General features: G+C 58.2%; 23 protein-coding genes. 10 read left to right on the top strand and 13 right to left on the bottom strand.

Translation table 11 applies throughout. From position 1 onward, the window contains the following. Positions 1–120: 120 nt before the first annotated feature. The 5 genes from DVA44_RS26125 to DVA44_RS21175 all read right to left on the bottom strand — a co-directional run bounded on the left by DVA44_RS26125 (position 121) and on the right by DVA44_RS21175 (position 6,260). Positions 121–1,362, bottom strand: a complete 1,242-nt coding sequence (locus DVA44_RS26125) for a hypothetical protein (protein WP_246843590.1) — start codon at positions 1,360–1,362, stop codon at positions 121–123. A 151-nt stretch (positions 1,363–1,513) separates the two neighbouring features. Further along, positions 1,514–2,335, bottom strand: a complete 822-nt coding sequence (locus tag DVA44_RS21190) for an alpha/beta fold hydrolase (protein WP_114388061.1) — start codon at positions 2,333–2,335, stop codon at positions 1,514–1,516. 30 nt (positions 2,336–2,365) lie between these two features. Next, positions 2,366–3,976 carry an MFS transporter gene (locus DVA44_RS21185; RefSeq protein ID WP_114316013.1) on the bottom strand — a complete coding sequence of 537 codons (1,611 nt, stop codon included), beginning with the start codon at positions 3,974–3,976 and terminating at the stop codon, positions 2,366–2,368. Continuing rightward, on the bottom strand, positions 3,973–4,383 hold the full coding sequence (locus DVA44_RS21180) for a DoxX family protein (protein ID WP_114317152.1): 411 nt from the start codon (positions 4,381–4,383) through the stop codon (positions 3,973–3,975). Before DVA44_RS21180 ends, DVA44_RS21185 begins: the two co-directional genes overlap by 4 nt. 5 nt (positions 4,384–4,388) lie before the next feature. After that, the gene (locus DVA44_RS21175) at positions 4,389–6,260 is read right to left on the bottom strand and encodes an amidohydrolase (protein WP_114388060.1); all 1,872 of its coding nucleotides are present in this window, start codon (positions 6,258–6,260) and stop codon (positions 4,389–4,391) included. Between the two features lie 234 nt (positions 6,261–6,494). Here DVA44_RS21175 and DVA44_RS21170 point away from each other — a divergent pair, with 234 nt between their 5' ends. From DVA44_RS21170 to DVA44_RS21150, 5 genes are read left to right on the top strand one after another with little or no spacing between them, the layout of a single operon-like run. Next, positions 6,495–7,187 (top strand): hydrolase, encoded by a 693-nt coding sequence (locus DVA44_RS21170; RefSeq protein ID WP_114388463.1) that lies wholly within the window; start codon positions 6,495–6,497, stop codon positions 7,185–7,187. 59 nt (positions 7,188–7,246) lie between these two features. Further along, positions 7,247–7,456 carry a DUF1427 family protein gene (locus DVA44_RS21165; RefSeq protein WP_032616311.1) on the top strand — a complete coding sequence of 70 codons (210 nt, stop codon included), beginning with the start codon at positions 7,247–7,249 and terminating at the stop codon, positions 7,454–7,456. Then, positions 7,453–7,710, top strand: a complete 258-nt coding sequence (locus DVA44_RS21160; protein WP_114388059.1) for a DUF1427 family protein — start codon at positions 7,453–7,455, stop codon at positions 7,708–7,710. The genes DVA44_RS21165 and DVA44_RS21160 overlap by 4 nt, the downstream gene beginning before the upstream one ends. Positions 7,711–7,736: 26 nt before the next feature. Further along, the gene (locus tag DVA44_RS21155) at positions 7,737–8,105 is read left to right on the top strand and encodes a response regulator (protein WP_114316011.1); all 369 of its coding nucleotides are present in this window, start codon (positions 7,737–7,739) and stop codon (positions 8,103–8,105) included. Between the two features lie 58 nt (positions 8,106–8,163). Continuing rightward, entirely contained in the window at positions 8,164–13,767 is a 5,604-nt protein-coding gene (locus DVA44_RS21150; protein ID WP_114388058.1) for an AAA family ATPase, read from the top strand. On the opposite strand, the gene DVA44_RS21145 is transcribed toward DVA44_RS21150, so the two are convergent. From DVA44_RS21145 to DVA44_RS25755, 6 genes are all read right to left on the bottom strand, one after another. Beyond that, positions 13,759–14,376 carry a response regulator transcription factor gene (locus tag DVA44_RS21145; RefSeq protein ID WP_039030554.1) on the bottom strand — a complete coding sequence of 206 codons (618 nt, stop codon included), beginning with the start codon at positions 14,374–14,376 and terminating at the stop codon, positions 13,759–13,761. The genes DVA44_RS21150 and DVA44_RS21145 overlap by 9 nt on opposite strands. Before the next feature lie 167 nt (positions 14,377–14,543). Next, positions 14,544–15,851, bottom strand: a complete 1,308-nt coding sequence (locus DVA44_RS21140) for an McrC family protein (RefSeq protein WP_114388057.1) — start codon at positions 15,849–15,851, stop codon at positions 14,544–14,546. After that, the gene (locus tag DVA44_RS21135; protein WP_114388056.1) at positions 15,848–17,893 is read right to left on the bottom strand and encodes an McrB family protein; all 2,046 of its coding nucleotides are present in this window, start codon (positions 17,891–17,893) and stop codon (positions 15,848–15,850) included. The genes DVA44_RS21140 and DVA44_RS21135 overlap by 4 nt, the downstream gene beginning before the upstream one ends. Before the next feature lie 134 nt (positions 17,894–18,027). Then, a complete protein-coding gene (locus tag DVA44_RS21130) occupies positions 18,028–18,414 on the bottom strand; it encodes a VOC family protein (protein ID WP_114388055.1) in 387 nt (128 codons plus the stop codon). A 1-nt stretch (position 18,415) separates the two neighbouring features. Beyond that, a complete protein-coding gene (locus DVA44_RS21125) occupies positions 18,416–19,573 on the bottom strand; it encodes an MFS transporter (RefSeq protein WP_114388054.1) in 1,158 nt (385 codons plus the stop codon). Next, entirely contained in the window at positions 19,570–19,728 is a 159-nt protein-coding gene (locus DVA44_RS25755; protein WP_168194500.1) for a hypothetical protein, read from the bottom strand. The genes DVA44_RS21125 and DVA44_RS25755 overlap by 4 nt, the downstream gene beginning before the upstream one ends. 97 nt (positions 19,729–19,825) lie before the next feature. Between DVA44_RS25755 and DVA44_RS21120 the strand changes: the two genes are divergently transcribed. Further along, positions 19,826–20,596 (top strand): DeoR/GlpR family DNA-binding transcription regulator, encoded by a 771-nt coding sequence (locus tag DVA44_RS21120; protein WP_114388053.1) that lies wholly within the window; start codon positions 19,826–19,828, stop codon positions 20,594–20,596. Here DVA44_RS21120 and DVA44_RS21115 read toward each other — a convergent pair. After that, the gene (locus DVA44_RS21115; RefSeq protein WP_114388052.1) at positions 20,593–20,889 is read right to left on the bottom strand and encodes an SH3 domain-containing protein; all 297 of its coding nucleotides are present in this window, start codon (positions 20,887–20,889) and stop codon (positions 20,593–20,595) included. The genes DVA44_RS21120 and DVA44_RS21115 overlap by 4 nt on opposite strands. Before the next feature lie 208 nt (positions 20,890–21,097). Here DVA44_RS21115 and DVA44_RS21110 point away from each other — a divergent pair, with 208 nt between their 5' ends. Beyond that, a complete protein-coding gene (locus DVA44_RS21110; RefSeq protein WP_114388051.1) occupies positions 21,098–22,219 on the top strand; it encodes a cupin domain-containing protein in 1,122 nt (373 codons plus the stop codon). 41 nt (positions 22,220–22,260) lie between these two features. Here DVA44_RS21110 and DVA44_RS21105 read toward each other — a convergent pair whose 3' ends face one another. Beyond that, positions 22,261–22,446: a DUF2767 domain-containing protein gene (locus tag DVA44_RS21105; RefSeq protein WP_114317151.1), complete on the bottom strand. Its 186-nt coding sequence runs from the start codon at positions 22,444–22,446 to the stop codon at positions 22,261–22,263. A gap of 210 nt (positions 22,447–22,656) precedes the next feature. Here DVA44_RS21105 and DVA44_RS21100 point away from each other — a divergent pair, with 210 nt between their 5' ends. The 3 genes from DVA44_RS21100 to foxA all read left to right on the top strand — a co-directional run bounded on the left by DVA44_RS21100 (position 22,657) and on the right by foxA (position 26,238). Further along, positions 22,657–22,890 carry a DUF2171 domain-containing protein gene (locus DVA44_RS21100; protein ID WP_103178088.1) on the top strand — a complete coding sequence of 78 codons (234 nt, stop codon included), beginning with the start codon at positions 22,657–22,659 and terminating at the stop codon, positions 22,888–22,890. 137 nt (positions 22,891–23,027) lie between these two features. After that, a complete protein-coding gene (locus tag DVA44_RS21095; RefSeq protein WP_114388050.1) occupies positions 23,028–24,008 on the top strand; it encodes a helix-turn-helix domain-containing protein in 981 nt (326 codons plus the stop codon). A gap of 121 nt (positions 24,009–24,129) precedes the next feature. Next, the gene (foxA, locus tag DVA44_RS21090; protein ID WP_114388049.1) at positions 24,130–26,238 is read left to right on the top strand and encodes a ferrioxamine B receptor FoxA; all 2,109 of its coding nucleotides are present in this window, start codon (positions 24,130–24,132) and stop codon (positions 26,236–26,238) included. The last annotated feature ends 27 nt before the right edge of the window (positions 26,239–26,265 follow it).

Genomic DNA, 26,265 nt, shown 5'->3' with positions numbered 1-26,265 from the left:
CTTTTTTGATACAGGATAAAAACTGATAGATATAACCAAGTTAATGACCAGACAAAAATGCAGTTAGAGCAGGACAATGCTGATGCCCTGTTACGGACATCAGTATTTTTTTTGCGAAAATTATTTAAGTTCATGAAGCAGATTTAAGAACTTGCTGTTGGCGGTCGATTTTACTTTTTGGTAAAAGATCGGTTCTGATATTGGGGAGTCCCAGAGATGTATTTCTCCCTTATCAAAAGGTACGCATGCCATAGCAGTTTGTTTTAATTTTTTGATACGAATGTCATATTCATCAAAATCATCGACGGTAGTTTTTAGGCTTGCAATCCTTGCATCATTGATCCGCGTTGGACATACAAGTTTAATATTACCCAAGGAGAAGATACTGACGCCGGTGATAAAAAATCTTGATGGGATTTCTTTATAAAAACGTGTATTCCAGAGGGCGCCATCAAACATGGCTGGAGGATGGCTTTCAATGCTTATATAATATTGATGTGTGCGCCAGTCGCTTATCCCAGAAAGATTCATTGACATGTTGATAATCATATTCGGTGTAGGACGAAAAATCATAGTCAGGACAAGAATGCTCACAGGAATAATAATCAGTGTATAGGTTATGATTTGAAGGATATTTTTGTTTTTCTTTTCATTTATAATGATTACTCCTGGAAAAATCCCTACTATGATAAGGACTACCGACAACATAAAGAATATTGCAACTTGCAAAAAAGAATTGTTTTCTTCAACAAAGTCTAACTGCCCTGCAATAAAAATCAGAGGAAAAATTTGTGTAAATGCAGGGATTATGAGTAATGCAGGAAGGAAGCGTTTAACTGATTTCTTTTGGAGGTACTTTACTGTACGTTCATTGTCTTTATCGATATAGGACTTAACAGAAAAAATTAATTTGTGGCATAAGCCATAAGAAAATAAAATAATAGCGCATGTCGCTAATGCGAACACGATGAAACCATTAAGATCTCCAAAAAATTGCAAACAAAATGCGCTGATCAGTATTAAACACATGACGAAGCTGTTGCACATACATACGGTCGTGAAAGTATGGGTTAGACCATCATAATGTTTTAATTCTTTTTCATGTGCCGTATAGATAAGATAAATAATGAAAGATGAGATAAAAATAATAAGACTGAATCCTAATAAAGAGAGCAGGGTAAAGCCGAATATTATTCCTATCGCACTACTGACACTCAGTGCGTCATACAATATGTCCAAGCGCTCTATATTGGCCAGATAAAACCAAATTACGCTAAACGTACACGCCGTGACAAAAGATGAAGATGTTAAAATTGCGATGATAAATTTTCTACTTAAGCGTTTATGTAGCTGAATATTCATGTCTGTATCTCTCCTTTCTAAATTAATTGATATTAATCTGGAAGGATTTGGCAGATCTACGCTCAAATTTTGTATACGTCTAGATGTGTTCAGAAACGTTATCAATATAAATTTTGATTGACGCCTGTACAACAGGCGTCAATCTTAGATCTTACAGCGATTTCACAAACGTCAGCAGATCTTCGTTCAGCTGGTCCTGATGCGTCAGCGCAAAGCCGTGCGGTGCATTGTCATACACCTTCAGTTCCGCATTGCTAATCAGCTCCGCCGCCACTTTGCCGGTGGTTTCGAACGGCACGATCTGGTCGTTGCTGCCGTGGATCACCAGCGTCGGCACGTCGACTTTCGCCATATCCGGGCGGAAGTCGGTCTCGGCAAAGGCGGTCACGCAGTCCAGGGTGCCTTTCAGCGAGGCCAGCAGGGCGATGTTCAGGGTCTGGGTCAGGGCGCCCTCAGAGACGGTCTGCCCGGCGTTGGTGCCGTAGAACGGGGTGGCGAAGTCGCTGATGAACTGGGCACGATCTTTCAGCAGCCCGTCACGAATGCCGGCGAAGACTGACTGATCCACACCCTGCGGATAAGAGTCGGATTTACCGAAGATCGGCGTTACCGCTCCCAGCAGCGCCAGGCCAGCCAAGCGGTCGGTGCCGTAGGTGCCGATATAGCGGCTCACGTCGCCGCCGCCCATGGAGAAGCCCACCAGGGTCACGTCACGCAGATCGAGGGCGGTGATCAGGTCGTTGATGTCGGAGGCAAAGGTGTCGTAGTCATAGCCATTCCACGGCTGATCCGAACGGCCAAAGCCGCGGCGGTCGAAGGCGATGGCGCGAAAACCGCGCTCGGCCAGATAGTTAAGCTGGCTGTCCCACATGTCGGCATCCAGCGGCCAGCCGTGGCTGAACAGCACCGGCTTACCTGCACCCCAGTCTTTGTAGTAAATCTGCGTGCCGTCTTTCGCTTTGATCGTAGCCATAGTCTCTTCCTCAAAAGGTTGTTTTAGGTTTTAAACCGGCGCCACCAGATAGCGGGTCGCCGGGGGTGCATCGCCCTGATGAAAAGCCAGGACGCGGCTTTGCAGCAGGTGGTCATTCATGGTGTGGCGCTCCTGCAGGCGCAGGTGTTCCACCCACGATCCCAGCAGGAAGGTCTCGATATACAGGCCCGGCTGGTCGATATCTTCATACACCGCCCAGCTGATGGCGCCCGCCCGGCGGCGTACCCGGCGCAGCTCGTGGACGGCCTGCAGAAAATCGCTGACCGCTTCAGGATCGATCCGGTACTCACAGGAGACCAGCACCGGCCCGCGCTCGTTGGGGATGTTCTCCCGGGCGTCGTCGGCGATAAGCCCGCTGGTGTCGAGGTTCAGATTGGGATCTTTCTCCAGCTTCCAGCGCAGCACCGTGGCGCTCGCCAGCAGCATCCCCACCGTTGCCACGCAGAGCGAGGTGGCGGTGTTGGCGTGCGAGGCGATCTGCCCCCACAGGGCGCTGCCCGCGGTCATCGAGCCGAAGAAGACCGTCAGATAGACCGCCAGCGCCCGGGCCTTCACCCAGCGTGCGGCGCTGCGTTGCGCCCCCAGGTTGAGGGTGGAGAGCACCGCGATCCACGCAAAGCCGGTGAAGAACTCAAACAGGTTCAGTAGCCAGAAGTGGCGCACAAAGGCCAGGGCCAGCATGGTGATGGCGAAAACCAGGCTTGCCGCCACCATCAGTTGGTCGGCATTGAGGCGCTGACGCAGACGCGGCAGCAGCACCGCCCCGGCAATCGCCCCCAGACCGATACAGGCCAGCATGATGCCGTACCCCGCCGGGCCGAGGCCCAGCTCCCGGCGCGCCACCAGCGGCAGCAGCGCCCAGCCCGCGCTGGCGAAGAGAAAGAACGCCACGGTGCGAATTAAGACGTTACGCAGCACCGGGGCGGCGTGCACATAGCGCACCCCGGCACGCACCGCCGAGAAGAAGTGCTCCGGCGGCAGGCGCTGCACCGATGCCGCAGGTTTCCAGCGCCACAGCACCCATGCCACGCCCAGCACCGACAGGGCATTGAGCAGGAATACCATCCACGGCCCCGCCAGCGAGAGCAAAAAGCCCCCCAGCGCCGGACCGATGGCGCGGCTGATGTTCACTCCCAGCGAGTTCAGCGCAATCGCCGGGCCCAGCTCCGCCTTGCTCACCAGATCCGGCACCACCGCCTGGAACGGCGGCGAGCTCATGGCGCTGCCGACGCTCAGCAGAAAGGCCGCCACCAGCAGCACCGTCGGGGTCACCTGGCCGGTAAACGACAGCACCGTCAGCCCCGCCGCGGCAATAAACACCCACAGCTGGGAGAAGAGCAGGTACTTGCGACGATCGACGATGTCCGCCATCACCCCGGAGGGCAGGGCGAAGAGGAACATCGGCAGGCTGCTTGCCGCCTGCACCAGGGCGATATCCAGCGGATCGGCGCTGAGGGTCAGCATGCTCCAGTTCACGCCGACGTCGCTCATCCACGAGCCGACGTTGGAGACCACCGTAGCGATCCACAGCATGCGGAACACCCGCTGGTGCAGCGGCTGCCACGTTGAGATCGCCGGGGCAGGCGGATGTTCGATGTGCGCGTCGGTCACCTGGGTCATGCGAATCTCTCCGTGGCACGTGTACGCAGCCGCCAGCCACCGGGGCCGGTGATGGCCAGGGTGGTGAAGATGATCAGCAGCAGCCAGCCAAACTGACCTTCGGCGATCGACCAGCCCGGATGCACCACCAGCATCGCCACCAGCAGCACGGCGATGATTGGCACGCAGGCCAGCCGGGTCGCCACGCCGAAGAGGATCAGGATCGGGCAGATCACTTCGGCAACGATCGCCGGGATCAGGCTGAAGTACGGCCCGAAGCCAAAGGGATCTTCGATCCGCGTCAGCTCTTCGCTGAAGTGCAGCACTTTCGGCAGACCGTGCACGTAGAGCAATAGCAGGCTGCCGGTGATGCGCAGGAAGAACAGCCCCAGGTCGATCCGGGGCAGGTTGGGTTGAGTTGAATTCATCATGATCAGAACGCGAAGCAGCTGCAGCCCAGCGCTCCCCAGAAGGCGTTATCGTCGGCCACCGGCATCTCTGCCGTGCGGGCAAAGTCGTGCGAGTGGTTATGCACCCCACACGGACCGCTACAGTGGTGTACGGCGCTCATCCCCACGCGGGCGGCCTGTGGTGGCGCACTGCGGTAGTGACCCGGCACCTTGACCACCGGGGACCACTCCGGCAGAACCGGGATGGCAGGCGGCGCCAGTGGGCCGAAGCTGCCTGCGGCATAGACGATGTTACCATCCACCACCGTCAGCACCGACTCGATGCCCTTGATCTCCTCTTCCGCCACGCGGAAGTAGTCTTTGCTCAGCACCGCCAGATCCGCGAGCTGGCCCTTTTTGATCTGCCCTTTCTGGTTCTGCTCGTTGGAGAACCACGCGCCGCCCTGGGTCCAGAGCATCAGGGCGGTGTCGCGATCCAGACGGGCGCTGTGATCGTACAGCTGCATTCCGCCGACGGTACGGCCAGAGACCAGCCAGTAGAGGGCGGTCCACGGGTTGTAGCTCGCCACGCGGGTGGCGTCGGTCCCGAGTCCTACCGGCACGCCGGTCTCAAGCATACGGGTGACTGGCGGAGTGTGGCGAACCGCTTCCATCCCGTAACGTTCGGCGAAGTACTCGCCCTGGAAGGCCATGCGGTGCTGCACGGCGATGCCGCCGCCCAGCGCCTTGATGCGGTCGATGTTGCGCTGGGTCACCGTCTCGGCGTGGTCGAAGAACCAGTGCAGGCCGTCGAACGGGATCTCACGGTTCACCTTCTCGAATACGTCCAGCATCCGGCTGATGGACTCATCGTAGGTAGCGTGCAGGCGGAATGGCCAGCGGTGTTCCACCAGATGGCGCACCACGCGCTCCAGTTCGTCCTCCATGCCGGGGGCCAGATCCGGGCGCGGCTCAAGGAAATCTTCGAAGTCGGCGGCGGAGAAGACCAGCATCTCCCCCGCACCGTTATGGCGGAAGAAGTCGGTGCCCTGGCCCGGCTTAAGCATGTCGGTCCACTTCTCGAAATCTTCCAGCTCATGACCGGGACGCTGGGTGAAGAGGTTGTAGGCGATGCGGATGGTCATCTGCTTTTTCTCGTGCAGCTCGGCGATCACCTCGTAGTCTTCCGGGTAGTTCTGGAAACCGCCGCCGGCGTCGATGGCGCTGGTTAAGCCCAGACGGTTCAGCTCGCGCATAAACTGGCGGGTGGAGTTCACCTGCTGCTCCAGGGGCAGCTTCGGCCCTTTGGCGAGGGTAGCGTAGAGGATCATGGCGTTCGGACGGGCGATCAGCATCCCGGTCGGATTGCCGTTGGCGTCGCGCTGGATCTCACCGCCCGGCGGGTTCGGGGTCTCTTTGGTGTAACCCACCACCTTCAGCGCCGCGCGGTTGAGCAGGGCGCGGTCATACAGGTGCAGGATAAAGACCGGGGTATCCGGCGCAGCCTCGTTGATCTCGTCCAGGGTGGGCATGCGGCGCTCGGCGAACTGGAACTCGCTCCAGCCGCCCACCACGCGCACCCACTGCGGTGACGGGGTGCGCAGGGCCTGCTCTTTCAGCATCCGCAGGGCGTCAGCCAGCGAGGGCACCCCCTCCCAGCGCAGCTCGAGGTTGTAGTTCAGCCCGCCGCGGATCAGGTGCAGGTGCGAGTCGTTAAGACCGGGAATGGCGGTGTGGCCTTTCAGATCCACCACTTTGGTGGCGTCGTCGTGGTACTGCATCACCTCGGCAGCGGTGCCCACCGCAAGGAATTTACCGTCACGCACGGCCACCGCTTCGGCGAGGGGATTTTCACGATCGACGGTGTGAAACTGGCCATTCACCAGAATCAGATCTGCTTTGGCAGAGGAAGTCATAATTGCTCCTGACTGAGAGGGGGAATGGTCAGGATTATTGGAATCGGTTACTGAAAAAAACCAGTTATACAAAGGGATAGGTATACCAAAGTATAACTATACCTGCGTATAACTATACGAAAGGTTAATTATACAAAGAGATAATTACCGCCGGAGCCAGAGAGGCATAGGATGCACTCAACGCATCGTCAACGCGTGGTGCGATTTCACCTGTTAACCTCACTGGATACCATTATGTCTAACTCAAAGCTCGAAGTGTTAACCCCGGATAACTGTCAGATTATCTTCATCGACCAGCAGCCGCAGATGGCGTTTGGCGTGCAGTCTATCGACCGTCAGGTGCTGAAAAACAACGTGGTAGCGCTGGCGAAATCGGCCAAAGTGTTCAACATCCCGACCACCATCACCACCGTTGAAACCGAAAGCTTCTCGGGCAACACCTTCCCGGAACTGCTGGATGTCTTCCCGGGCAAAGAGATCCTTGAGCGTACCTCCATGAACTCCTGGGATGACCAGAAAGTGCGTGACGCGCTGGAAGCCAACGGCAAGAAGAAAGTGGTGGTCTCCGGTCTGTGGACCGAAGTGTGCAACAACACCTTCGCCCTGTGCGCGATGCTGGAAGGCGACTACGAGATCTACATGGTGGCGGACGCTTCTGGCGGCACCTCAAAAGAGGCCCACGACTTCGCCATGCAGCGCATGATCCAGGCGGGCGTGATCCCGGTAACCTGGCAGCAGGTGATGCTGGAGTGGCAGCGTGACTGGGCGCGCAAAGAGACCTACAACGCGGTAATGGATATCGTGCGTGAGCACTCCGGTGCCTACGGCATGGGCGTCGATTACGCCTACACCATGGTGCACAAAGCACCGTCTCGCCAGAAGAGCGAGCTCGAAACCCTGGCGCCGGTTCCGGCCCCGGTCCGCTAAGTTAACAGCGGCAGGCTGGGCCCTCATCCGGCCTGCTGCTGACCTCTCTGGAGTACATCATGAGTACTGGGTTAATTTCCCTCGCGGCAGGCGTGCTTATCGGCCTGCTCTACGCGCTGTTGAAAGTCCGCTCTCCGGCGCCGCCCGCGCTGGCGCTGATTGGTCTGCTGGGCATGCTGGCAGGCGAACAGGCCACCCGCCATTTTTTGCATGCTGACGACACCGCGCAAAAGGCGCCTGTCACCCTCTCCACAGGAGCCTCCTCATGAAAGCCTGGGTCGTTTCGCTGAGCTGCGGAATTCTGGCAGGGGTTATTTATGCCGCAATTGATGTACACTCGCCCGCGCCGCCCGTTGTTGCGCTGATGGGGCTATTTGGCATGCTGGTGGGGGAGCAGTTGATCCCGATTGGCCGCCGCCTGTTCAGCCGTCAGCTGACGATGACCTGGTTTCGCCACAAATGCGTACCCAAAATCAGCGGTACTCCGCCTCCACCCCGTCCCGGCGACGGCAGCGAGGGTTAATCACGTCCATATTGAGGAAAGAGAGCATGCCGCAGCGCATAGCCATCATTGATGATGAACGGTCTGTTCGCAGCGGGTTAAGCAACCTGCTGCAGTCGGAGGGGTATGCCACAGAAGCCTTCGACTCGGCGGAGGGGTTTCTCAGCCACCCCACCGCGCTGACAGACGCGGCGCTGGTGATTGCCGACATCCGCCTGCGGGGGATGAACGGTCTGGAGATGCTCGACAGGCTGCACCTTATCGCCAGTTCACCGCCGCCGCTCATTTTTATCTCAGGTCATGCGGATGACAACATAGAGCGCTACGCTGTTGAGAATGGCGCCGTTGCTTTTTTGCGCAAGCCGATAAACGTCGATGTGCTGCTGGCGCACATTCAGCGCGCGCTCGCCACCTGACACCACCTGCACCGTTATCCCACGAGAACCATTAATGAAGAAAAATAAGGAAACGTGGATGAACACCCCATCGCTGCCTGCACTCTGGCCCGCCCCCGGAAATTTATCCGAAGGGCGGGCTTTTGTGCTTAAAGAAGATGTCATTTTTACCCCGCTGGGCCAGGAGGGAAGCCTCTGCTGGCTGAATGCCCGCCTGCCCAGTTCGGGCGGGTCCTTTATTATCGCCACCGCCGTGAGCGATGAAGAAGAGGCCAGCGCAACGCGCCTGCTGCGTAATGAGTTTGCCCTGCGGGAGTACCTGAGCGACGACTGGGCTATCCGTCCGGTCGCCACCACGCAGTACCACGGGCGCTTTGCACTGGTTTACGCCCCTTTTTCCTTTGTGCTGCTGACGCGCATCGTTGGTGCGCCGATGGCCTGTATCCAGAGCTTCCTGGAGCTGGCGATCCGCATCAGCCTGCCTCTGCGTCTGATGCATCTGCGCAACCTGGTACACGGGGATATCAAGCCCGGCAATATCTTTATTCATGACGACAACAGCTGTCGGCTGGGGGGCTTTGGCCTGTCGTCCGGCGCCTCGGAAGAGCTACAGCAGTCGCGACTGGCCATCGTGGGCGGCACACCCGCTTACATGTCGCCGGAGCACACCACCCGTACTCACCGCTCGGTGGACAGCCGCAGCGATCTCTACAGCCTCGGGGTGGTGCTCTACGAGCTGCTCACCGGCAGCCTGCCGTTTGAGCTGGGCGGCCAGGATCAGGGCAAGTGGGCGCACTACCACATCGCCTCGGAGCCGCGCTCCCCGGGAGTGGTCTGCCCCGGCGTGCCCGCTATGATCTCGGCCATCATCCTGAAGATGCTGGCGAAAAAACCGGAGAACCGTTACCAGACCATCGACGGCCTGATCGCCGACCTGCGCCGCTGCCAGGCTACCCTGAGCGACGAGGGCGATATTGCCGCCTTTACCCCCGGCTTACAGGATCGCTCCCCGGCGTTTCATCTCACCGACACCCTCTACACCGCCCATCCCCAGGCAACGGATCTGAGCCACGCCTTTGACCGGGTATGCCGCGACAACCTCGCCGGGTTTGTGGCGATCAGCGGCCCGTCGGGGATCGGCAAATCGTCCCTTATCGCCTCGGCGCTAAAGGCGCTACAGCACCGCAACGTGCTGCTGGCGGTGGGCAAGGTGGATCAGTTTTCCCCCACGCTGCCCTATGCCGCCCTGAGCTCAGCCTTTCGCACCCTGGTGCTGCACCTGCTGGGGCTGTCGGCAACGGAGGTGACGCAGTGGAAGATCCGCCTGTCGCGGGAGCTGGAGGGGTATGAAGAGCTGGCCGTCAGCCTGGTGCCGGAGCTGCGGCTGCTGCTGGAGAACAAGCCGCGCTTCTCCAGCGACAGCTTCTCCCTCGACGCCCGGGCGCGCTTCAGCCATATGGTGCTGGCGCTGGTGAAAACCTTCGCCAGCGCGGGCTGCCCGCTGGTGCTGCTGCTGGATGATATCCACTGGATCGACGCCGCCAGCCTGCAAATTCTGGAGTACCTGCTGACCAACGCCAGTAACGTGCCGCTGCTGCTGGTGGTGGCGCACCGGGATGTCTGCCCGGTGCCGGACGCAACCCTGAATCAGCAGCTGGCGAACCTGCACCGGGCCTCGCGCAATACCACCGAGCTGCGCCCGGAGCCGCTGTCGGTGAAGGCGGTGTCGCGCTGGCTGGCGAGCATCTTCCATACCCGCTCCGCCAGCACTGCGGATCTGGCCGGGCTGATTCATGAGAAAACCGGCGGCAACCCGCTGTTTGTCCATGAGTTCTTCCGCCGCATCGTCGATGACGGGCTGGTGACGCACAACAAATATCAGGATAAATGGCACTACGATCTGCACGCCATCCGCACCCGGCACTACACCGAAAACGTGGTCACGCTGGTGCTCCAGCAGCTGGAGGAGATGCCCGAAGAGACCCGTCGGCTGCTGGGCAGCATCGCCTGTCTGGGCGGAAGCGGCGAACTGGAGATGGTCTGCCGGGTGGTATCAATGTCGGTGGCGGAGATCCGCTACGCCCTGCATCCGGCGGTGACGGCGCAGCTGATCACCCTCAGCGACGAAGGCTATGCCTTTACCCACGACCGGGTTCAGGAGGCGGCCTTCGCCCTGCTGGATAATGCCGAGCGCAGCCGCCTGCACCTTACCACCGCCAGCCTGCTGGCGGAGTCAGCCCGCCAGGCGGCGGGTAACGAGATCCTGTTCCGCGCCGTCCACCACGTGACGGCGGCGCTGGACAGCATTCAGCCTGCGCCCCAGCGCCAGATGTTCCGCGAGCTGAGCCTGCTGGCCGCCCGCCGCGCCCGCCGCTCGGGGGATTATCTGTCGGCCCTGAGCTATATCCAGACCGCCCGGGCGCTGGGCAACACCGGATCGGCGCCCGAGAGCGCCAGCGACTTTATTCTCGACAGCGAAGAGGCGGGCTGCGAGTTTGCGCTGGGCAACCTTGAGGCCACCCGCAGGCTGTGCGACCGCATTCTCGGCTCCCCCGGCGGGCTGGCGGAGAAAGCGCTGGCGGCCAACCTGCTGGCCGAAGTCTACATGCGCCAGTCCGACAACCGGCTGGCGCTGGAGGCGGCCCTCTGCTGGCTGGCGGTGTTTGGCATTCACGTCAGCCGCTTCCCGGAGACCGCCGAGTGCGACGAGGCCTGGCAGAGCCTGTGCAACCGCGTTGGCGAGAACCCGCAGGACCATTTTAGCCGCCTGCCGCTGATGAAAGATGGCGACACCGAGGCGGTGATGAACCTGCTCAACAGCGCCAGCCTGTTCGCCAGCTTTACCAGCTCGCGCCTGCATTTCATTCTGCTGTGCCGGATGATGCACCTGACCCTGGATCACGGCATCACCGGCGCCTCCACCACCGCGATGGCGTGGTTCGGGGTGCTGATTGGTCACCGCTACGCTGAGTATCGCCTCGGCTTCCAGTACGGCACCCTGGCCCGGGAGCTGGTCAACCGCCACGGCTACGACGCCTTTGAAGCCAAAACCCTGCTGGCGCTGGATCAGCTTAGCGTCTGGACTCAGCCGCTGGGCTACACCATTGAGTGCGCCAAGGCCTGCTTCACCTCCGCTGTAACCCACGGCGATATGACGGTGGCCTGCTTCGCCGCCTGTCACCAGGTGATCAATTTCCTCACCCGGGGCGATCACCTCGACGCGGTGCTGATGAGCATTGAGCGCGGACTGGCCTTCGTGCGCAAAACCCATTTCCAGGACGTGGAGGCGATCCTGCTGATGCAGCGCCACTATGTGGAGCACCTGCGTACCCCGGTGAACGGGCAGTGGAGCGCCAGCGAGGTGCTACCGCAATCCCTGCTGCCCGGAGCTACAGAGCAGGCTCCGGAGCAGACCTCCACCATGCTGTTCTGGTTCTGGCTCTACCGCGGCATGGCCCACTTCGCCTGCGGCGAGTTCCCGCAGGCGGCAGATAATCTGGCCCAGGCCGGGCGCTTTGCCTGGTCCGCGCCGGGCCATATCCACCTGCTGGACTACCACCTTTACAGCGCGCTCACCCTCTCGCAGCAGCTGACCCCGGAGACCTTTTCCGCCGATCTGCGCCGTCAGATCCACCTTCATTACGACAAGATCGCCCTCTGGGCGCGGATTAACCCCGGCACCTTTGCCGATAAAGAGGCGTTGATCTACGCCGAGATCGTGCGCCTCGACGGCATGAACAGCATCGCTCTCGAACAGTACGAGAAGGCGGTGCGCCTGTCGCGCGAAGGGGGCTTCAACCCCTTCAACGCCCTGGCCCACGAGCTGGCGGGCCGCTTCGCCCACGCCTGCGGCTACACCACCGCCGCCGAGGCCCACTTCCGCGGGGCGATGACCGCCTGGGGACGGGCCGGGGCGCAGTCCAAAATACGCCAGCTGGAGCGGGATTTCCCCTATCTGCTGGCCCCCGGCCAGGCCAACGCCTGGGACACCGTGGCCTTTGCCCGTAACGAGGAGATCCGCGACTTACAGAGCGTGATCAAGGCGTCGCGCGCCCTGTCGGAAGAGATCAACCTCGAACGGCTGATCGAAACCCTGATGACCATCCTGCTGGAGCGGGCCGGGGCGCAGCGCGGCTTTTTGATCCGGGTGAATGACAACAACATCCCGGAGATCGAGGCCAGCGCCAGCACCACCACCGACGGGGTGCAGGTGCAGATCCGCAAAGAGGTGCCGACGGCCACTGAGATGCCGCTGACGGTACTGGCGGCGGTGATCCGCACCGGGCAGGAGATCCACACCGGCAAACCGGAAGAGTTCCACCCCTTCAGCCAGGACCCGTATCTGGTCACCTCCGGCGCGGCGGTGATGTGCGTACCGATGTTCAAGCAGGCGCGGCTGGTGGGGGTGCTCTACCTGGAGAACCGCCTGATGCCGGAGGTCTTTACCGTCGAGCACTCCCGGGTGGTCAGCCTGCTGGGGGCACACGCCGCCATCTCGCTGGAGACCGCCCGGCTCTATGCCGAGCTGCTGGAGGAGAACCAGCAGCGGCGTCGGGTGGAGAAAGAGCTGCGGGCCAGCCAGACCTCGCTGATGCTGGGGGAGCAGATCAGCCATACCGGCAGCTGGCGCTGGGAGCTGCAGCAGGATCTGATGTTTATGTCGGAGGAGTATGCCCGCATTCTGGGCTTGCCGGAGAAGCAGAAGATGATCTCGATGGCGGAGTTTCTGACTTTCGTGCATCAGGATGACTATCCGCGCATCAGCACCCTGGTGACCGAGAGCGTGCGCGACGGCCTGACCATGCGCGCCGAGTTCCGTATTATTCGTGGCGACGGCGCCGTGCGCACCATTCTGGGGATTGGCGATCCGGTCGGTGTGGGCAGGGAGGTGAATGAGTATTACGGCATCATCACCGACATCACCACCCAGCGGACGGCGGAAGATGCCATGCGGGTGGCGCAGGCCGAGCTGGCCCGCGTCTCCCGGGCGACCACCGTCGGGCAGTTAACCTCATCCATTGCTCACGAGATCAACCAGCCTCTGATGTCGATCGTCGCGAATGCCGGGGCCAGCCTGCGCTGGCTGAACCGCGATCCGGCCCGGCTGGATAAGGCCAGACTCGGGCTGGAGGAGATTGTCTCCGAGGGGGAGCGGGCAGGGGAGATCATTCGCAGCCTGCAGTCCCTCACCCGCAAACAGGATCCGGCCTTTGCCCGCATCGATCTGCATCATCTGGTGCGGCACATCATCACCCTGTCGCGCAGCGAGCTGGAGCGGCGGAGCATCAGCGTCAACTATGCCCTGGCGGCGGCAAACAGTTTTGTTGTGGCTGACAGCGTGCAGATCCAGCAGGTGCTGCTGAATCTGGTGATGAACGCGGTGGAGGCGATGGCCGAGATCAAAACGCGGCCCGGTATGCTGCTGCTCTCTACCTCGAACCCGGAAGGGGGCGGGATCACATTTGAAATCGCCGACAGCGGTACCGGCATCGCGCCGGGGCAGACCGAGCGTATCTTTGACTCGTTCTACTCCACCAAAGCTCAGGGGATGGGGGTGGGGCTGACCATCAGCTACAGCATTATCGAGCGCCATCGCGGCAAGCTGACGGCCCGCAACCGCGAGCCGCACGGCTCTGTCTTTGCCTTTACCCTGCCGCTGGCGGAGGGCGAGACGTCACTCTGAGGGCTGGCTTCTGGTCAGGCGCTCCGCGGCCCTGACCAGATCCGCCAGCGAGCGGGCCTGCATCTTCTCCATCACCCGTCGGCGGTGGACTTTGACGGTGATTTCACTCACCCCCAGTTCGGCGGCGATCTGCTTGTTCAGCATCCCACTGATCGCCAGCTGCAACACCTCCTGCTCCCGCGGCGTCAGCGAGAGATGGCGCTGCTTCAGAGAGTACTGCTCCCGCAATTGCAGAGCATTCTCTTCTGCCAGCTTCAGCGCGTCGCCAATGGAGTTCAGCAGATCGTTCGACGCCACCGGCTTGGTGAGAAACTCATACGCGCCGCCCTTCATCGCCTTCACCGTCATCGGAATGGTGCCGTGACCGGTAAGATAGATTATCGGGATCTCGCGCCCGCTGGCCTTCAGGGAGTCCGCCACTTCAAACCCGCTGATGGTGGGCATCTGCATATCGAGGATCACGCAGGAGGGCACATCTTCAAAGGTGTGTTGCAGAAAAGATTCTGCCGAGGAGAAGTCGAGGGCGTTCAGCCCGGCAGACTCCAGCAGCCCGACCACGGACCGCCTGACAGCGTGATCATCATCAACGACATAGACAATGTGTTCCATTAATAGCCCCAATGTTTCAGCCTGACAGAGATGAGAGGATTTTCGCTCAGCGTGCAAGCTACCTCCCTGACGATCAAACGAGTATGGCGGCAGCTTTCGAACGCAATTACTCTAACACATTAATTCTCATTATCATTTAACAATATGATAACTATATGAAAGGCGAATTATTGCAGGCTCAGCGCATCGGGTAGCCGCAGCTCAGACGCTTGCAGGGTTTCGCCAATATAAAAGGGTACAATCCATAAGCGTATACCTGTATTGCAAAATTCGTAGGGCATTTGCAGCGGCTGATTAAAATGATCGTGAGCAGGGTAAATAAGTAACATATCCCCGTTGCCCTGTAGGTAGTTCACCCCGTATGCCAGCATCTGAAAGAGATCGTCCCGGGACTGATCGAGCTGAGCCTTACGATCGTCCGCAATTTTCCATTTAATATCGCAAATGATTGTCGCTCCAGCGCTTCCCTCTCGCGGCCTTAATTTGATGTCGGGCCAAAGAGCAAAGAGTTCATCGCTGTTGAATCGCACCAGTTTATGTTCATAGACTTGTGGCTCCACATGCCAGCTGTGGCGATAGTGATGACGCATCCATGCCGTGACAAAAGACTCAAATACCGCCTCCATTGGGAAAAGCAGAGAGATGGCGCTGGATTCCCCCTGCATACAGTGAGGCGACTGACCCAGCAGGATCAACCGGGCCCAGGCGAGTGCATGTTCGTAATGGTGCATATGGCGATCCAGCCGCACCTGGTCGAAGGCAACGCGAACATCGTTGATGGACGGGATATCTTCAAAGTGTGCCTGCAATGGGCGAAGTTGCTGCAAAAGTTGTGGATGGCGCGTCTGGCGATAGACCTTAGCAAGCGCGGTTTTCAGGATGCAATTTTCCGGGCGTTCAACGTTGTACTCATCAAACTCAACCTGAAAACGATCCTTTCTTACACAATTTTTGCTGAGCTGGGCGGAGATCTGCAATTTTCCCTTCATCCACGGCAAATTATCCTGAAGACGCAAATAGTCTCGTTTGAGGCCCTGACGCACAATTTGCTGTACGCTATCGATAAATTGCTGAATAAACACATCCAACAGCGGCATTTTTGAGGTCCTGATGCTGGATGTGGAGGTAGCAATATGGCGAAAGGATTTTAGCGTACGCAGCATCATCAGGAGCTGTTGACGTGCAATGTCGACATTCTCTTCGCTGTGTCCAGTTTTTGGCAGCACTTCAATAAAGCTATTGCCGGGCAGGGCGATCACCCCGGCACAATTCTTTACCTGAAGGGTCTTTACACCACCCCGGCTACGTAAAGTAAGCAGGCGATGCGTGTTCTCCGCATCATCCCTCAGAGCGCGCTGCTCAAGCCACTCAAACAGGCGAGCGGGCAAGGCGACCGCATGAGCTACGCGGTCGCTATCTTTTTCGCTTACCAGGTGTCCGTATTCGAAGACGGTAAAATGTTGTCGGGAGCTCATTCCCCGTTACCTTTGCGTAAGGCATAAATTTGCTGCCAGGCGAGTGGGTTATTCCAGATGTCGTCATCTTCGTCAGCCAGCAAGAAACGGGAGCCGATCTCTTGCAGGTCGTTAGTGCCACTCATGCCGAAGAGGTCAGCGAACTGTTTCTGATCTTTTACCTCGCGGATAAATTGCAGTTGTTCGTCTTTCTGGTTATCGCCCAGCACCATGCGGATCTTTTGCCAGTCATTATAGAAGTACTCTTCCAGCAGCGGCAGAACCTTATTTCTCATGATCCGCTTGAGTCTTGCAAAGGCCAGTTCTTCGTCTTCTCTGGCCTGCACAACCGGGATGAAAAAGGCGTGACCCAGCGTATGTTCGCTGTCATACAGTACCTGGATGCGGTCATTTAGGGTTTGCAGCAGGCGCGGCAGATTTATGCCCTTAACGATGGTATTAGCCAGAACATCAATATCTGGCAGCATGGCTTCAAATTCGAAACGGCGTCGCAGGGCGGTGTCCAGCGCAGTGAGAGAGCGGTCGGCGGTATTCATAGTACCAATTAGATAGAGATTATTTGGCACGCTGAATGAGGTGGCGGAGTATGGCAGCATAACACTAAGCGCTTCAGGCTCTCCGGCGCGTTTAGAAGTTTCAATCAGCGTGATCAGCTCGCCGAAAATTTTAGAGATATTGCCACGGTTAATTTCGTCAATAATCAGGACGTAGTTTTGTCGTTTTTCAGGCGTCTCCTCAGGGTTTAAGGATATTTCGCCCTGATCAACCAGATAGTTAATAATGCTGCGTACATATGAAGGATTATGTACTTCAGCCTTCGGGTTTTGGTAAACCAGACGGATGTCTTTGAGGTAGGCATTATAGCCCTGGCCTAAATCATCTTTTTTCGATTGCGACGGGAAGATCCCAAAGGTGGTCTGGCTCTTATAAGTCAGCTGGAAAGGTTTTCCTCGCTGCGTTTCAAGGGTAATGTTCTCGCCTTCTGCCAGACGCCCTTGCAGGCGGGCAAGCGCTTTATCAAGTTTTAGCTGAACGCCTGCGTGACCGAATGCGGCATCCTCACAGATTTGTTTAAAAATACCCGGTTTGATTTCATAGCGAATATTGCCGTCGTCAGTGGTCTCCGCTCTTAACCCCTCAATAAACTCCTCGTAGCCGAAGCTCTGATGGAAAGTAATAAAACGCACCCGTTTTTCAGCAATCAGATGGTCGTAGATTTTTTTTAGCTCGCGGCGTTTTTCGGTTTCATCTTTACCAAACTGCTGCAAGTACGCTTCGGGTTCGCAGGCACGCACAGCCAGGGCAATAGTGCGATAGGTTTTACCGGTACCAGGCGGGCCGTAAAGGATGGTATTTTTCGGCAGTTGCGGAGTGCTCACTTTTTCGTCCTGCTCCTCCTCTGAGGAGGTCATGTCACTGCCGAGTGTCGTGATATCATTTTTTTTCTCAATCACCTGGTTATAGAGATGCCAGAGCGACATGTTAAGTTCGATAGGATCGATCTCATCACCCAATGCTCTATGCAGCGCTTTTTTGAGATCCAGATTACGTGCAAACCATCCCTGCTCCTCTGGAAGTCCGAGTTGAAAATGGTTATTGCAGTAGTTATAGCTACTGAAAAAATAACTAACGTTGACGACATTAGTGATTTGCTGAGGATAAAAGGCTGCAAAGGCGCGATGGCACAATGCCAAGTAAACTTTGTTCAGCACGCCGTCAGCTTTCAGCTTGTTCAGGCGTTTAATTACCTGTTCGTAATTGTCCAGGGAGCACTCTTTAGCTATCTGACGGGTAAGAGCGAGAAGCTGTTTTTGCGCAGATTCGAATTCAAACTGGGACATGCCGCCCTGTTTCAGGCTTGAGATACCATTGCTGCGTTCATACCAGATCTGTCGGATCGTATCCGCGCTAAAATTGGGTTTTTCTGCCTGAATCTTGTCAACAAGTTTGCGGTAGCGCTTACCCCAATCCGGGCTATACCGATCGTTTTTTGCAATGTGGGCATTGAAGAAAGGGGCTAACGCAGATGAATCCTGAACCATGACGCACTCCATGTGTAGGATAAAGAAATTAAGATAATCCGTATCTTATAGGATTTATCTGAATTGCGTCACTGCCTGTTCAGGGGAGGCAGTGACGAATTATCCGGATGTGTTTCAGTCCTGAATGCGCTGTCTCACTCCCCCACCAGCTCAATACGGTTCCCGTCAGGGTCCGCAATGACCGCTTCATAATAGCCATCACCCGTCATCCTTGGGGCGCTCAGCAGCGTGTTATTCAGCCGCGCCTGCTCCGCCATCCGATCCACATCCGCCTTGCTGCCCACGTTCAGGGCAATATGCGCCCAGCCGACAAACTCCGGGTGCGACGGGCGATCGGGCAGATCCGGCACCGTCATTAGCTCGATGGTCGGTCCGTCGGAAAGCGTGATAAAGTGCGATTTAAAGCCCGGACGGTTTTTGCTGAGGTAGCGTTCGTTACGCTGGCCGCCAAAAACCGTCTCCCAGAAGTGGACCTGGGCATCCAGGTTGTGAGTCCAGAGTGCGACGTGTGCAATATTCATCTTATCCCTCGCTGCGGGCGGGTTGAGAGGTGGTGACGGTCACGGAGAGCAGGGCGACGACCAGCATCAGCACCATAATGACCATAAACGCCTGGGTTAAAGAGGTGGCATGCGCCACGAAACCGATAATCGCGGGCCCGGCAAGCACGCCGAGATAGCCCAGGGTGGTGATGGCTGGTACCGCAACCGCCTGCGGCATACGGGTCTGACGGCCAACGGCGGAGAACATCACCGGCACGATATTGGCGCAACCGGCGCCCACCAGCACGTAGCCCAGCAATGACAACTGCCACTGCGGGACAAAGGTCACCAGCGCAAACCCTGCGGCGGCCACGATGGCACCCCCCACCACGGCGCGCAGGGCACCAGTGCGGGCGATCAGTTTATCGCCGGTTAAGCGGAAAAAGGTCATCGCGACCGAGAAGCAGGTGAAGCCCAGCCCGCCCAGGGATTCAGGCACGCCGCGCACCTCGGTCAGGAACACCGCGCTCCAGTCCAGCACCGTGCCTTCGGCGAGAAACACCGCGAAGCAGATGAGGCCGATCAGCAGCACCACGCCCCGCGGCACCGCAAAGGCCGGGCCAGAGGCGGGATTGGCCCAGGGCAGCAGCCCTTTCAGACTGAAAGCGAGCATCAGGATAACGCTCAGGATGATGATCAGGCAGGCGACAAAAGCGCTGGCCCCGAGGGTCAACAGCAGGGTCATCGCTCCGGCGCCCGCGATGCCGCCCACGCTGTACATGCCGTGAAAACCGGACATCACCGGCCCGGGGGCGTCGCGTTCAACGATGATCGCCTGAATATTCATGGCGCAGTCCGTCACGCCGACCCCCACGCCAAACAGCAGCAATGCGGCGGCGAGCAGGCGCGGATCCGGGATGATGGCAAGCAGTGGGGTAGTGAGCAGGACGATCGCCATCGCGGTGATAATCACCCGGCGGCAGCCGTAGCGGCTGGTGAGTATCCCGGTAAGCGGCATCGCAATCAGCGCCCCCATCCCCAGACAGAGCAGGAGCGAACCAAGCGTGGCCTCGTTAACGCCGGTATTGGCTTTGGCGAAAGGCACCAGCACCGCCCAGGTGGCGGTCACGTAGCCGGCAATAAAAAAGACGATCCGGGTGGCAAGCCGGTGAACGGCTCCGGTGGTCTGAGAGGTCATTTCACATCCTTATCAGGTTTCAGTAACGGGGAGGCAGGCGTCTTGCGCTGCACCGTTTCCCCGGCGCGCGCATCTGCGTTTACAGGTTCAAACAGGAAGCCGTCATAGGGCTGAGTGGCGGGCACCTGCTGATGGTAATCATCATCGCGCTTCATTGTGACGCTCCGGTTGTGATGGCATGGATTGACAGAGCAGGCGTTCATGCAACATTATGCGCATTGTTGCTCGATTCAAATCCAGAGAAGATAATTTATGCTCGATTATGCAGCTTTCCCGAAACAACGACAAGATCGGATCCGACAGATCCTGCATGAAAATGGCCGGGTGGTCTGCGCCGACCTGGCGATCCGCATGCAGGTGTCGGAACACACGATTCGCCGTGATTTACATGAGCTTAGCAAAGAAGGGTTCTGTAAGAAGGTCTATGGCGGCGCGGTGTTACAGCTGGCCGATGCCGGGAACTTCTACAGCCGTGAGCAACAAAACCATGCAAAAAAAGCCACGATCGCGCAGAAAGCGGCAACCCTGATCAAGCCGGGCAGCTGTATCTTTATCGATACCGGCACCACCAACCTTGCGCTGGCGAAGGCGCTACCACCGGATCTGGCCGTCACCGTGGTGACTAACTCCCCGGCCATCGCCGCAGAGCTGCTGCGTCTCCCCCTGTGCGAGGTGATCATCACCGGCGGGCAGATCCAGCGCAGCTCCGGCGGGGCCGTGGGGGCGACGGCGGCGAGCCAGATCCAGGGGATGATTTTCGATCAGGCGTTTATCGGCGGCTGCGCGATGGACCCCGGCATGGGGCTGACCGGGTTCGACTTTGCTGACTGCGAGTTCAAGAAAGCGGTAATTAGCCAGAGCAGCCAGAGCATCGTGGCGCTCACCACCGACAAAATCCCCGGCGTGGCGCGCTTTGTGGTGGCGAAAAGCCGCGATATCGACGTGCTGGTGGTGGAAGCGAGCCTGGATCAGGAGGCGATCGCGGCGTTTACGGCAGAGGATGTGCGGGTTATCAGCGCCTAACGCACCGCAAACACCACCGCCGTCCAGCTAACGCGCGTAGCAGGGGGAAATTCGGGACAGGGCTGGATCGGCGTGCAGGCGCCCGCCCAGATAAAGGTCTCTTCATCAATCCGGTACCAGTGCGGATTGCCCTGCACCGCATCACCCACCACCGCCGCCTGAATGCGAACCACGCTTCCTTCAGGCAGCTCACCGGCCACAGGTGCGAAAACGGACGGGTTCTCCTTACGGGTATATACCCCCATCAGGGTCTTTACGCTGGCGGAAACCGGCAGTTCAATAAACGGGCTCATCGCAGGCCTCATGACAATACGCTCTTAGTGATTAACGATATAAGTCGCTCCGTAACTCGCGCTCACGATAAAGCGTGAAACTGTCACCCTGTGTCATGCGAATGGCTGAATGCGGCAGGTTTTCATTCCCCCTTGACCCACGACAAGGCAGCGCGGCCCCACCTCTTCCTATAATCACACCCGTTTGTCTTTTTAACTGGTGCTAACCATGGCGTATCAACTCAACCTGAACTGGCCGGAATTTTTAGAAAAATACTGGCAAAAGAAACCCGTTGTTCTCAAAAACGCACTGCCCAATTTTGTCGATCCTATCAGCCCCGATGAACTGGCAGGGCTGGCGATGGAGCCGGAGGTGGACAGTCGCCTGGTGAGCCATAAAGAGGGCAAATGGCATGCCAGCAACGGTCCGTTTGAACACTTCGATGGCTTAGGCGAAACCGGCTGGTCGCTGCTGGCGCAGGCGGTAAACCACTGGCACGCACCTTCTGCCGAACTGGTGCGCCCGTTCCGCGTGCTGCCGGACTGGCGTCTGGACGATCTGATGATCTCCTTCTCGGTGCCGGGCGGCGGCGTAGGCCCGCATATCGATCAGTACGATGTGTTTATCATTCAGGGGATGGGTAGCCGTCGCTGGCGCGTAGGCGACAAGTTGCCGATGCGTCAGTTCTGCCCGCATCCGGCGCTGCTGCATGTCGATCCTTTTGAGCCGATCATCGATGAAGATCTGGCCCCGGGCGACATTCTCTATATTCCGCCTGGATTCCCGCACGACGGCTTCACCCACGAGACGGCGCTCAACTACTCCGTAGGCTTCCGCGGGCCGAATGGCCGGGATCTGATCAGCAGCTTTGCCGATTACGCGCTGGAAAACGATCTGGGCGGGGAGCACTACAGCGATCCGGATCTCACCTGCCGGGAGCATCCGGGCCGGGTTGAAGCCTATGAACTTGAGCGTCTGCGCAAGATGATGATCGACATGATCAGCAAGCCAGACGATTTTACACAGTGGTTTGGCAGCTTCATCTCCACGCCGCGCCACGAGCTGGATATTGCCCCGGCGGAACCGGAGTACACGCCGGAAGAGGTGCTCGACGCGCTGACGGGCGGCGAAACGCTGACTCGCCTGAGCGGGTTGCGGGTGCTGAATGTCGGGGGCAGCTTCTTTATCAACAGCGAGCGGCTGGAGGTGTCGGATGCAAACGCAGCGGATGCACTGTGTCGCTACACCGAGCTTAGCCGTGCGGAGCTGGGGGATGCCCTGCAAAATCCGGCATTTGTGATAGAGCTGACCGGACTGATTAACCAGGGTTACTGGTTCTTCGACGAGTGATCGCAAAGGCGGCGCGGGGCACAGGCCCCACGCCGCCACCTTTAAGCGGCGAGGATATGACAGGCTTTCCAGTAATCAAGAAGGCGCTCGTCATCAGGTTCTCGCTCCGCTTTACTTTTCATGGCCCGTGCCAGATTCTCTCTCGACACCTCCTGGCCTTTTTGGACGATATCTAAAACCGCTTCACCAAGAGCCAGGGATATTTCGGTACGATGCGTTTCTACCATATATGCCTCCGTGTTGAGTGCGTGAAGATAATTATGCGACATAATCACGTGCCTGGAATATTTCTCAGTTGATTCTTATATATTTCGTGCGAACCTTAAACGCGGCGGGAAATAATGTTTCGAAATGCTAATGAGGCGGTAGAAACGTTATTTATGGACTACAGTTAGTTTCGTGTCACACCCGTAGAAACCAAATGAGGAGAATTAATTATGGTAAACCAGAGTGAAATCAAGGACCATGCTCAGGTAATGGCAAGCTGCGGTACCCACGTTGGCACCGTTGACCATCTTGACGGCAACCGCATTAAGCTGGCAAAAAATGACTCCGAGTCCGGCGGTAAACACCATTATATTCCGCTTGAATGGGTCGATAAAATCGACGGGAATAATGTGGTTCTGACCAAAGACCATAAAGAAGTGTTTGCTGGCTGGCAAGAAGCGTAATAATCGTCAGTACCAGGCGGATATATTTGAGCTCCGGCATCTTGTCGGAGCTTAATATTTATTAAATTTGCCTGCATTGCCGCCGCGTTAAAGGAGTGATACTGTTTTATTTTTAATATGCTTTTCCAGGCGCAGGTATGTCCGACACAATGCTCCCTCACCCGGCCCCCACAGCGAAAAAAACCTTTTCCGTTGCTGACTTTAAGGTCTTTGGCGAGCGCTACGGCATTGACTACCGTTTTCCGCTGCTCACTGATACATGTGCCAGCAGCAGCCCGGTTCTGCACGGCGATGTCGAAGAGATGATCCTGCCGTCCGGCATCTCATTAACCCACTCCGATGTCCGCGTTCTGCAACCCTATGAAACCACCTCCCGCCACAGCAGCCCGCTCTATGTGCTGGTGGTGCTGGAAGGGTGCGTGACCCTGACCCTCAGCGGCAAGGTTTACTCGGTGCGCCCGGGTATGGCTTTCAGCGCCAGGCTCAGCGAGCAGCAGGCGATGTCTGCCCGTCATGACGCGGATATCGCCCTGAAAACCCTCTCTTTTGGCGTTTACCCCGACGATGCCCGCCGGGAGAACCTGCTTGCCTCACTGCTGGCGCAGTGGGAGAGGCTGAATGCCCCCACCTTTGTCTGGCAGGTGCCAGATTTTGTGCTGGCCGGGATCCAGCATGCCCGCCAGCGCGAGCGCAGCAGCCTGTCGCGCCAGCTGCTGCTGGAAGGGGTGATGTACCAGCTGCTCGGCCACGGCCTGCACCTGCGGGAGCAGCAGGGCACGGCGCTTGCTGGCGCATCAAGCGGTGAACAGGCCCGGCTGGAGCAGATCCGCCATCTGCTGGAACAGGCCCCGGAGCAGGAGTACACCCTCGCCCAGTTGGCCGCTCAGGCAGCGATGAGCCCCAGTAGCTTGCGTAGCAAGTTCCGTCAGGCCTATGGCTGCACGGTATTCGACTACCTGCGCGACTGCCGTCTCGCGCTGGCGCGCCGCTATCTGCTGGAAGGCCACAGCGTACAGCAGGCGGCCTGGATGTCGGGCTACCAGCATGCCACCAACTTTGCCACCGCCTTTCGCCGTCGCTACGGTATCTGCCCCGGCGCGGTCCGTAACGGCTGCTAATCCCTTTTTTCCTCCGTCGCCAACGCCATTCGTGCGGTTTGGCATTGCGCATACGTACTCTGGCAGCGCGCATAGCTATCTTCTAAATGAAAAAGGTAATAATTCTCATTAATAATTAGAAATAGCTCTGGAGATTTTCATGTTCGCTAAATCGCGGCTGGCACTGCTGGTGGGATGGGTTACCGGGAGTTTCGCGCTCCCCCTGATGGCGCAGGAGACACCAAAAACCGAAACGGTTGTTGTCACCTCGCAGATGCAGAGCGGCGCCACCAAGCTGGCGACGCCGGATATCGAGACCCCGCAGGCGGTGTCGATCGTCACTCGTGAGCAGTTTGAGGAGCAGGGCGCTACCAGCGTGCGTCAGGCGGTGAGCTACACCCCGGGCGTCTACAGCAACCAGATCGGCGCCTCGAACCGCTTTGACTACATTGTGCTGCGCGGCTTCTCCGACGGCAGCCTGGATAACGTCTACCTCGACGGCCTGAAGATGATGGGCGACACCAACTCCCATAGCTCGCTGGTGGTTGACCCCTGGTTCCTGGAAAATATCGAAGTGGTGCGCGGCCCGGCCTCGGTGCTGTATGGCCGCTCGTCGCCGGGCGGGATCGTGGCGCTCACCTCGCGCAAACCGTCGTTCGATCCGGGCGGCGAGATCAAGCTGTTCGCCGGGAATAACGATCAGCGCGGGGCGATGTTTGACGTCACCGGCGCGCTGGACGATAACGACCGCGTGGCGGCCCGTCTGAGCGGCATGACCCGCTATGCCGACTCCCAGTTCGATCCGCTGAAAGAGGAGCGTTACGCCCTGATGCCGAGCCTGACCTGGCGCATCACCGATAACACCCGCCTGGATCTGATGGCCTACCTGCACCGCGATCCCGAGGGCGGGAGCCACTCTGGCCTGCCGTACGACGGCACCGTGGTGCCGCACAACGGAAAGATGATCTCTAACACCTTCTTCGAAGGCGAGGACGATTATGACAAGTACGATCGCCGCGAGGATATGGTCGGCTATAACATCGAGCACATGTTCGACAGCGGCTGGTCGGTGCGCCAGAAGCTGCGCTATCTGCACACCAAAGTGGAGCTGAACCAGGTTTATGCCGCGGGGTGGCTGAACAACACCGAACTCAACCGCGGTTACTCCGGCTCGGACGAGAAGATGAACGCCATCACCCTGGACAACCAGATCGACGGCAGCTTCGATACCTGGGCGGTGAACCACCGGGTGCTGATTGGCCTCGATTACCAAGATCGCAGCAACCACACCACCGGCTATTACGGCAGCTTCCCGCCGATTGACGCTTTTAACCCGGTCTACGGTGCCGGGCCGGACAGCATCACGATGTACAGCAAGGAGAAACACAAGCTGCGCCAGACCGGCTACTACCTGCAGGATCAGCTCTCCCTGGACCGCTGGCGCCTGACTCTGGGTGGACGCTATGACCAGGTGAGCGTCTCCAATGTCGACAAGCTCAACGATACCCGCAGCGATCTGGACAAGAATAACTTCAGCAGCCGCGCGGCGCTGCTCTACCTGTTCGATAACGGCATCGCGCCGTACGTCAGCTACTCCACCGCCTTTACCCCGACCAGCTTTGCCGATGAGAACGGCGATCTGCTGGACCCGATGAAAGGCAAACAGTGGGAAGCGGGGGTGAAGTTTGAGCCGGAGGGGATGAACAGTCAGTTCAGCGCCTCGGTGTTCCGCATCAACCAGAAAAACATCGCCACCAAAGAGGAGCCGACCGATCCATACCGCTCCATCGGCGAAATTGAATCGGAAGGGGTGGAGCTGGAAGCGGTAGGGCAGCTGACCGACAGCCTGCGCCTGCAGGCGGCCTATACCTATACCGACATCCGCTACAAGAAGAGCAGCCCGGAGGAAGAGGGCAAGCGTGCGGTCTATGCCCCACGCAACATGGCCAGCGGCTGGCTCAGCTATGACGTGAAAACCGGGCCGCTGGATGGCCTGACGGTGGGATCTGGTGTGCGTTACGTCAACGGCGTGACCAGCGATCGTATGAATACTCACACCCTGCCGTCGTACACGCTGGTGGATCTGGCGGTGGGCTATGACCTGTCGAAGGTGGGGCTGACCGGGGTAAGCGCCCAGCTCAACGTTAACAACCTGACGGACGAAAGCTACGTGGCGGCCTGTAACTCGCTCTCCTACTGCTACTTTGGCGCCGAGCGCAGCATTGTCGGCAGCGTGTCGTGGACGTTCTGATGTGAAAATGCCCGGTGGCGCTGCGCT

It is taken from the genome of Leclercia sp. W17 (assembly GCF_003336325.1).
Taxonomy (GTDB): Bacteria; Pseudomonadota; Gammaproteobacteria; order Enterobacterales; family Enterobacteriaceae; genus Enterobacter.
The sequence above is the reverse complement of the archived record's forward strand: the minus strand, read 5'-3'. Positions and strand labels throughout refer to the sequence as shown.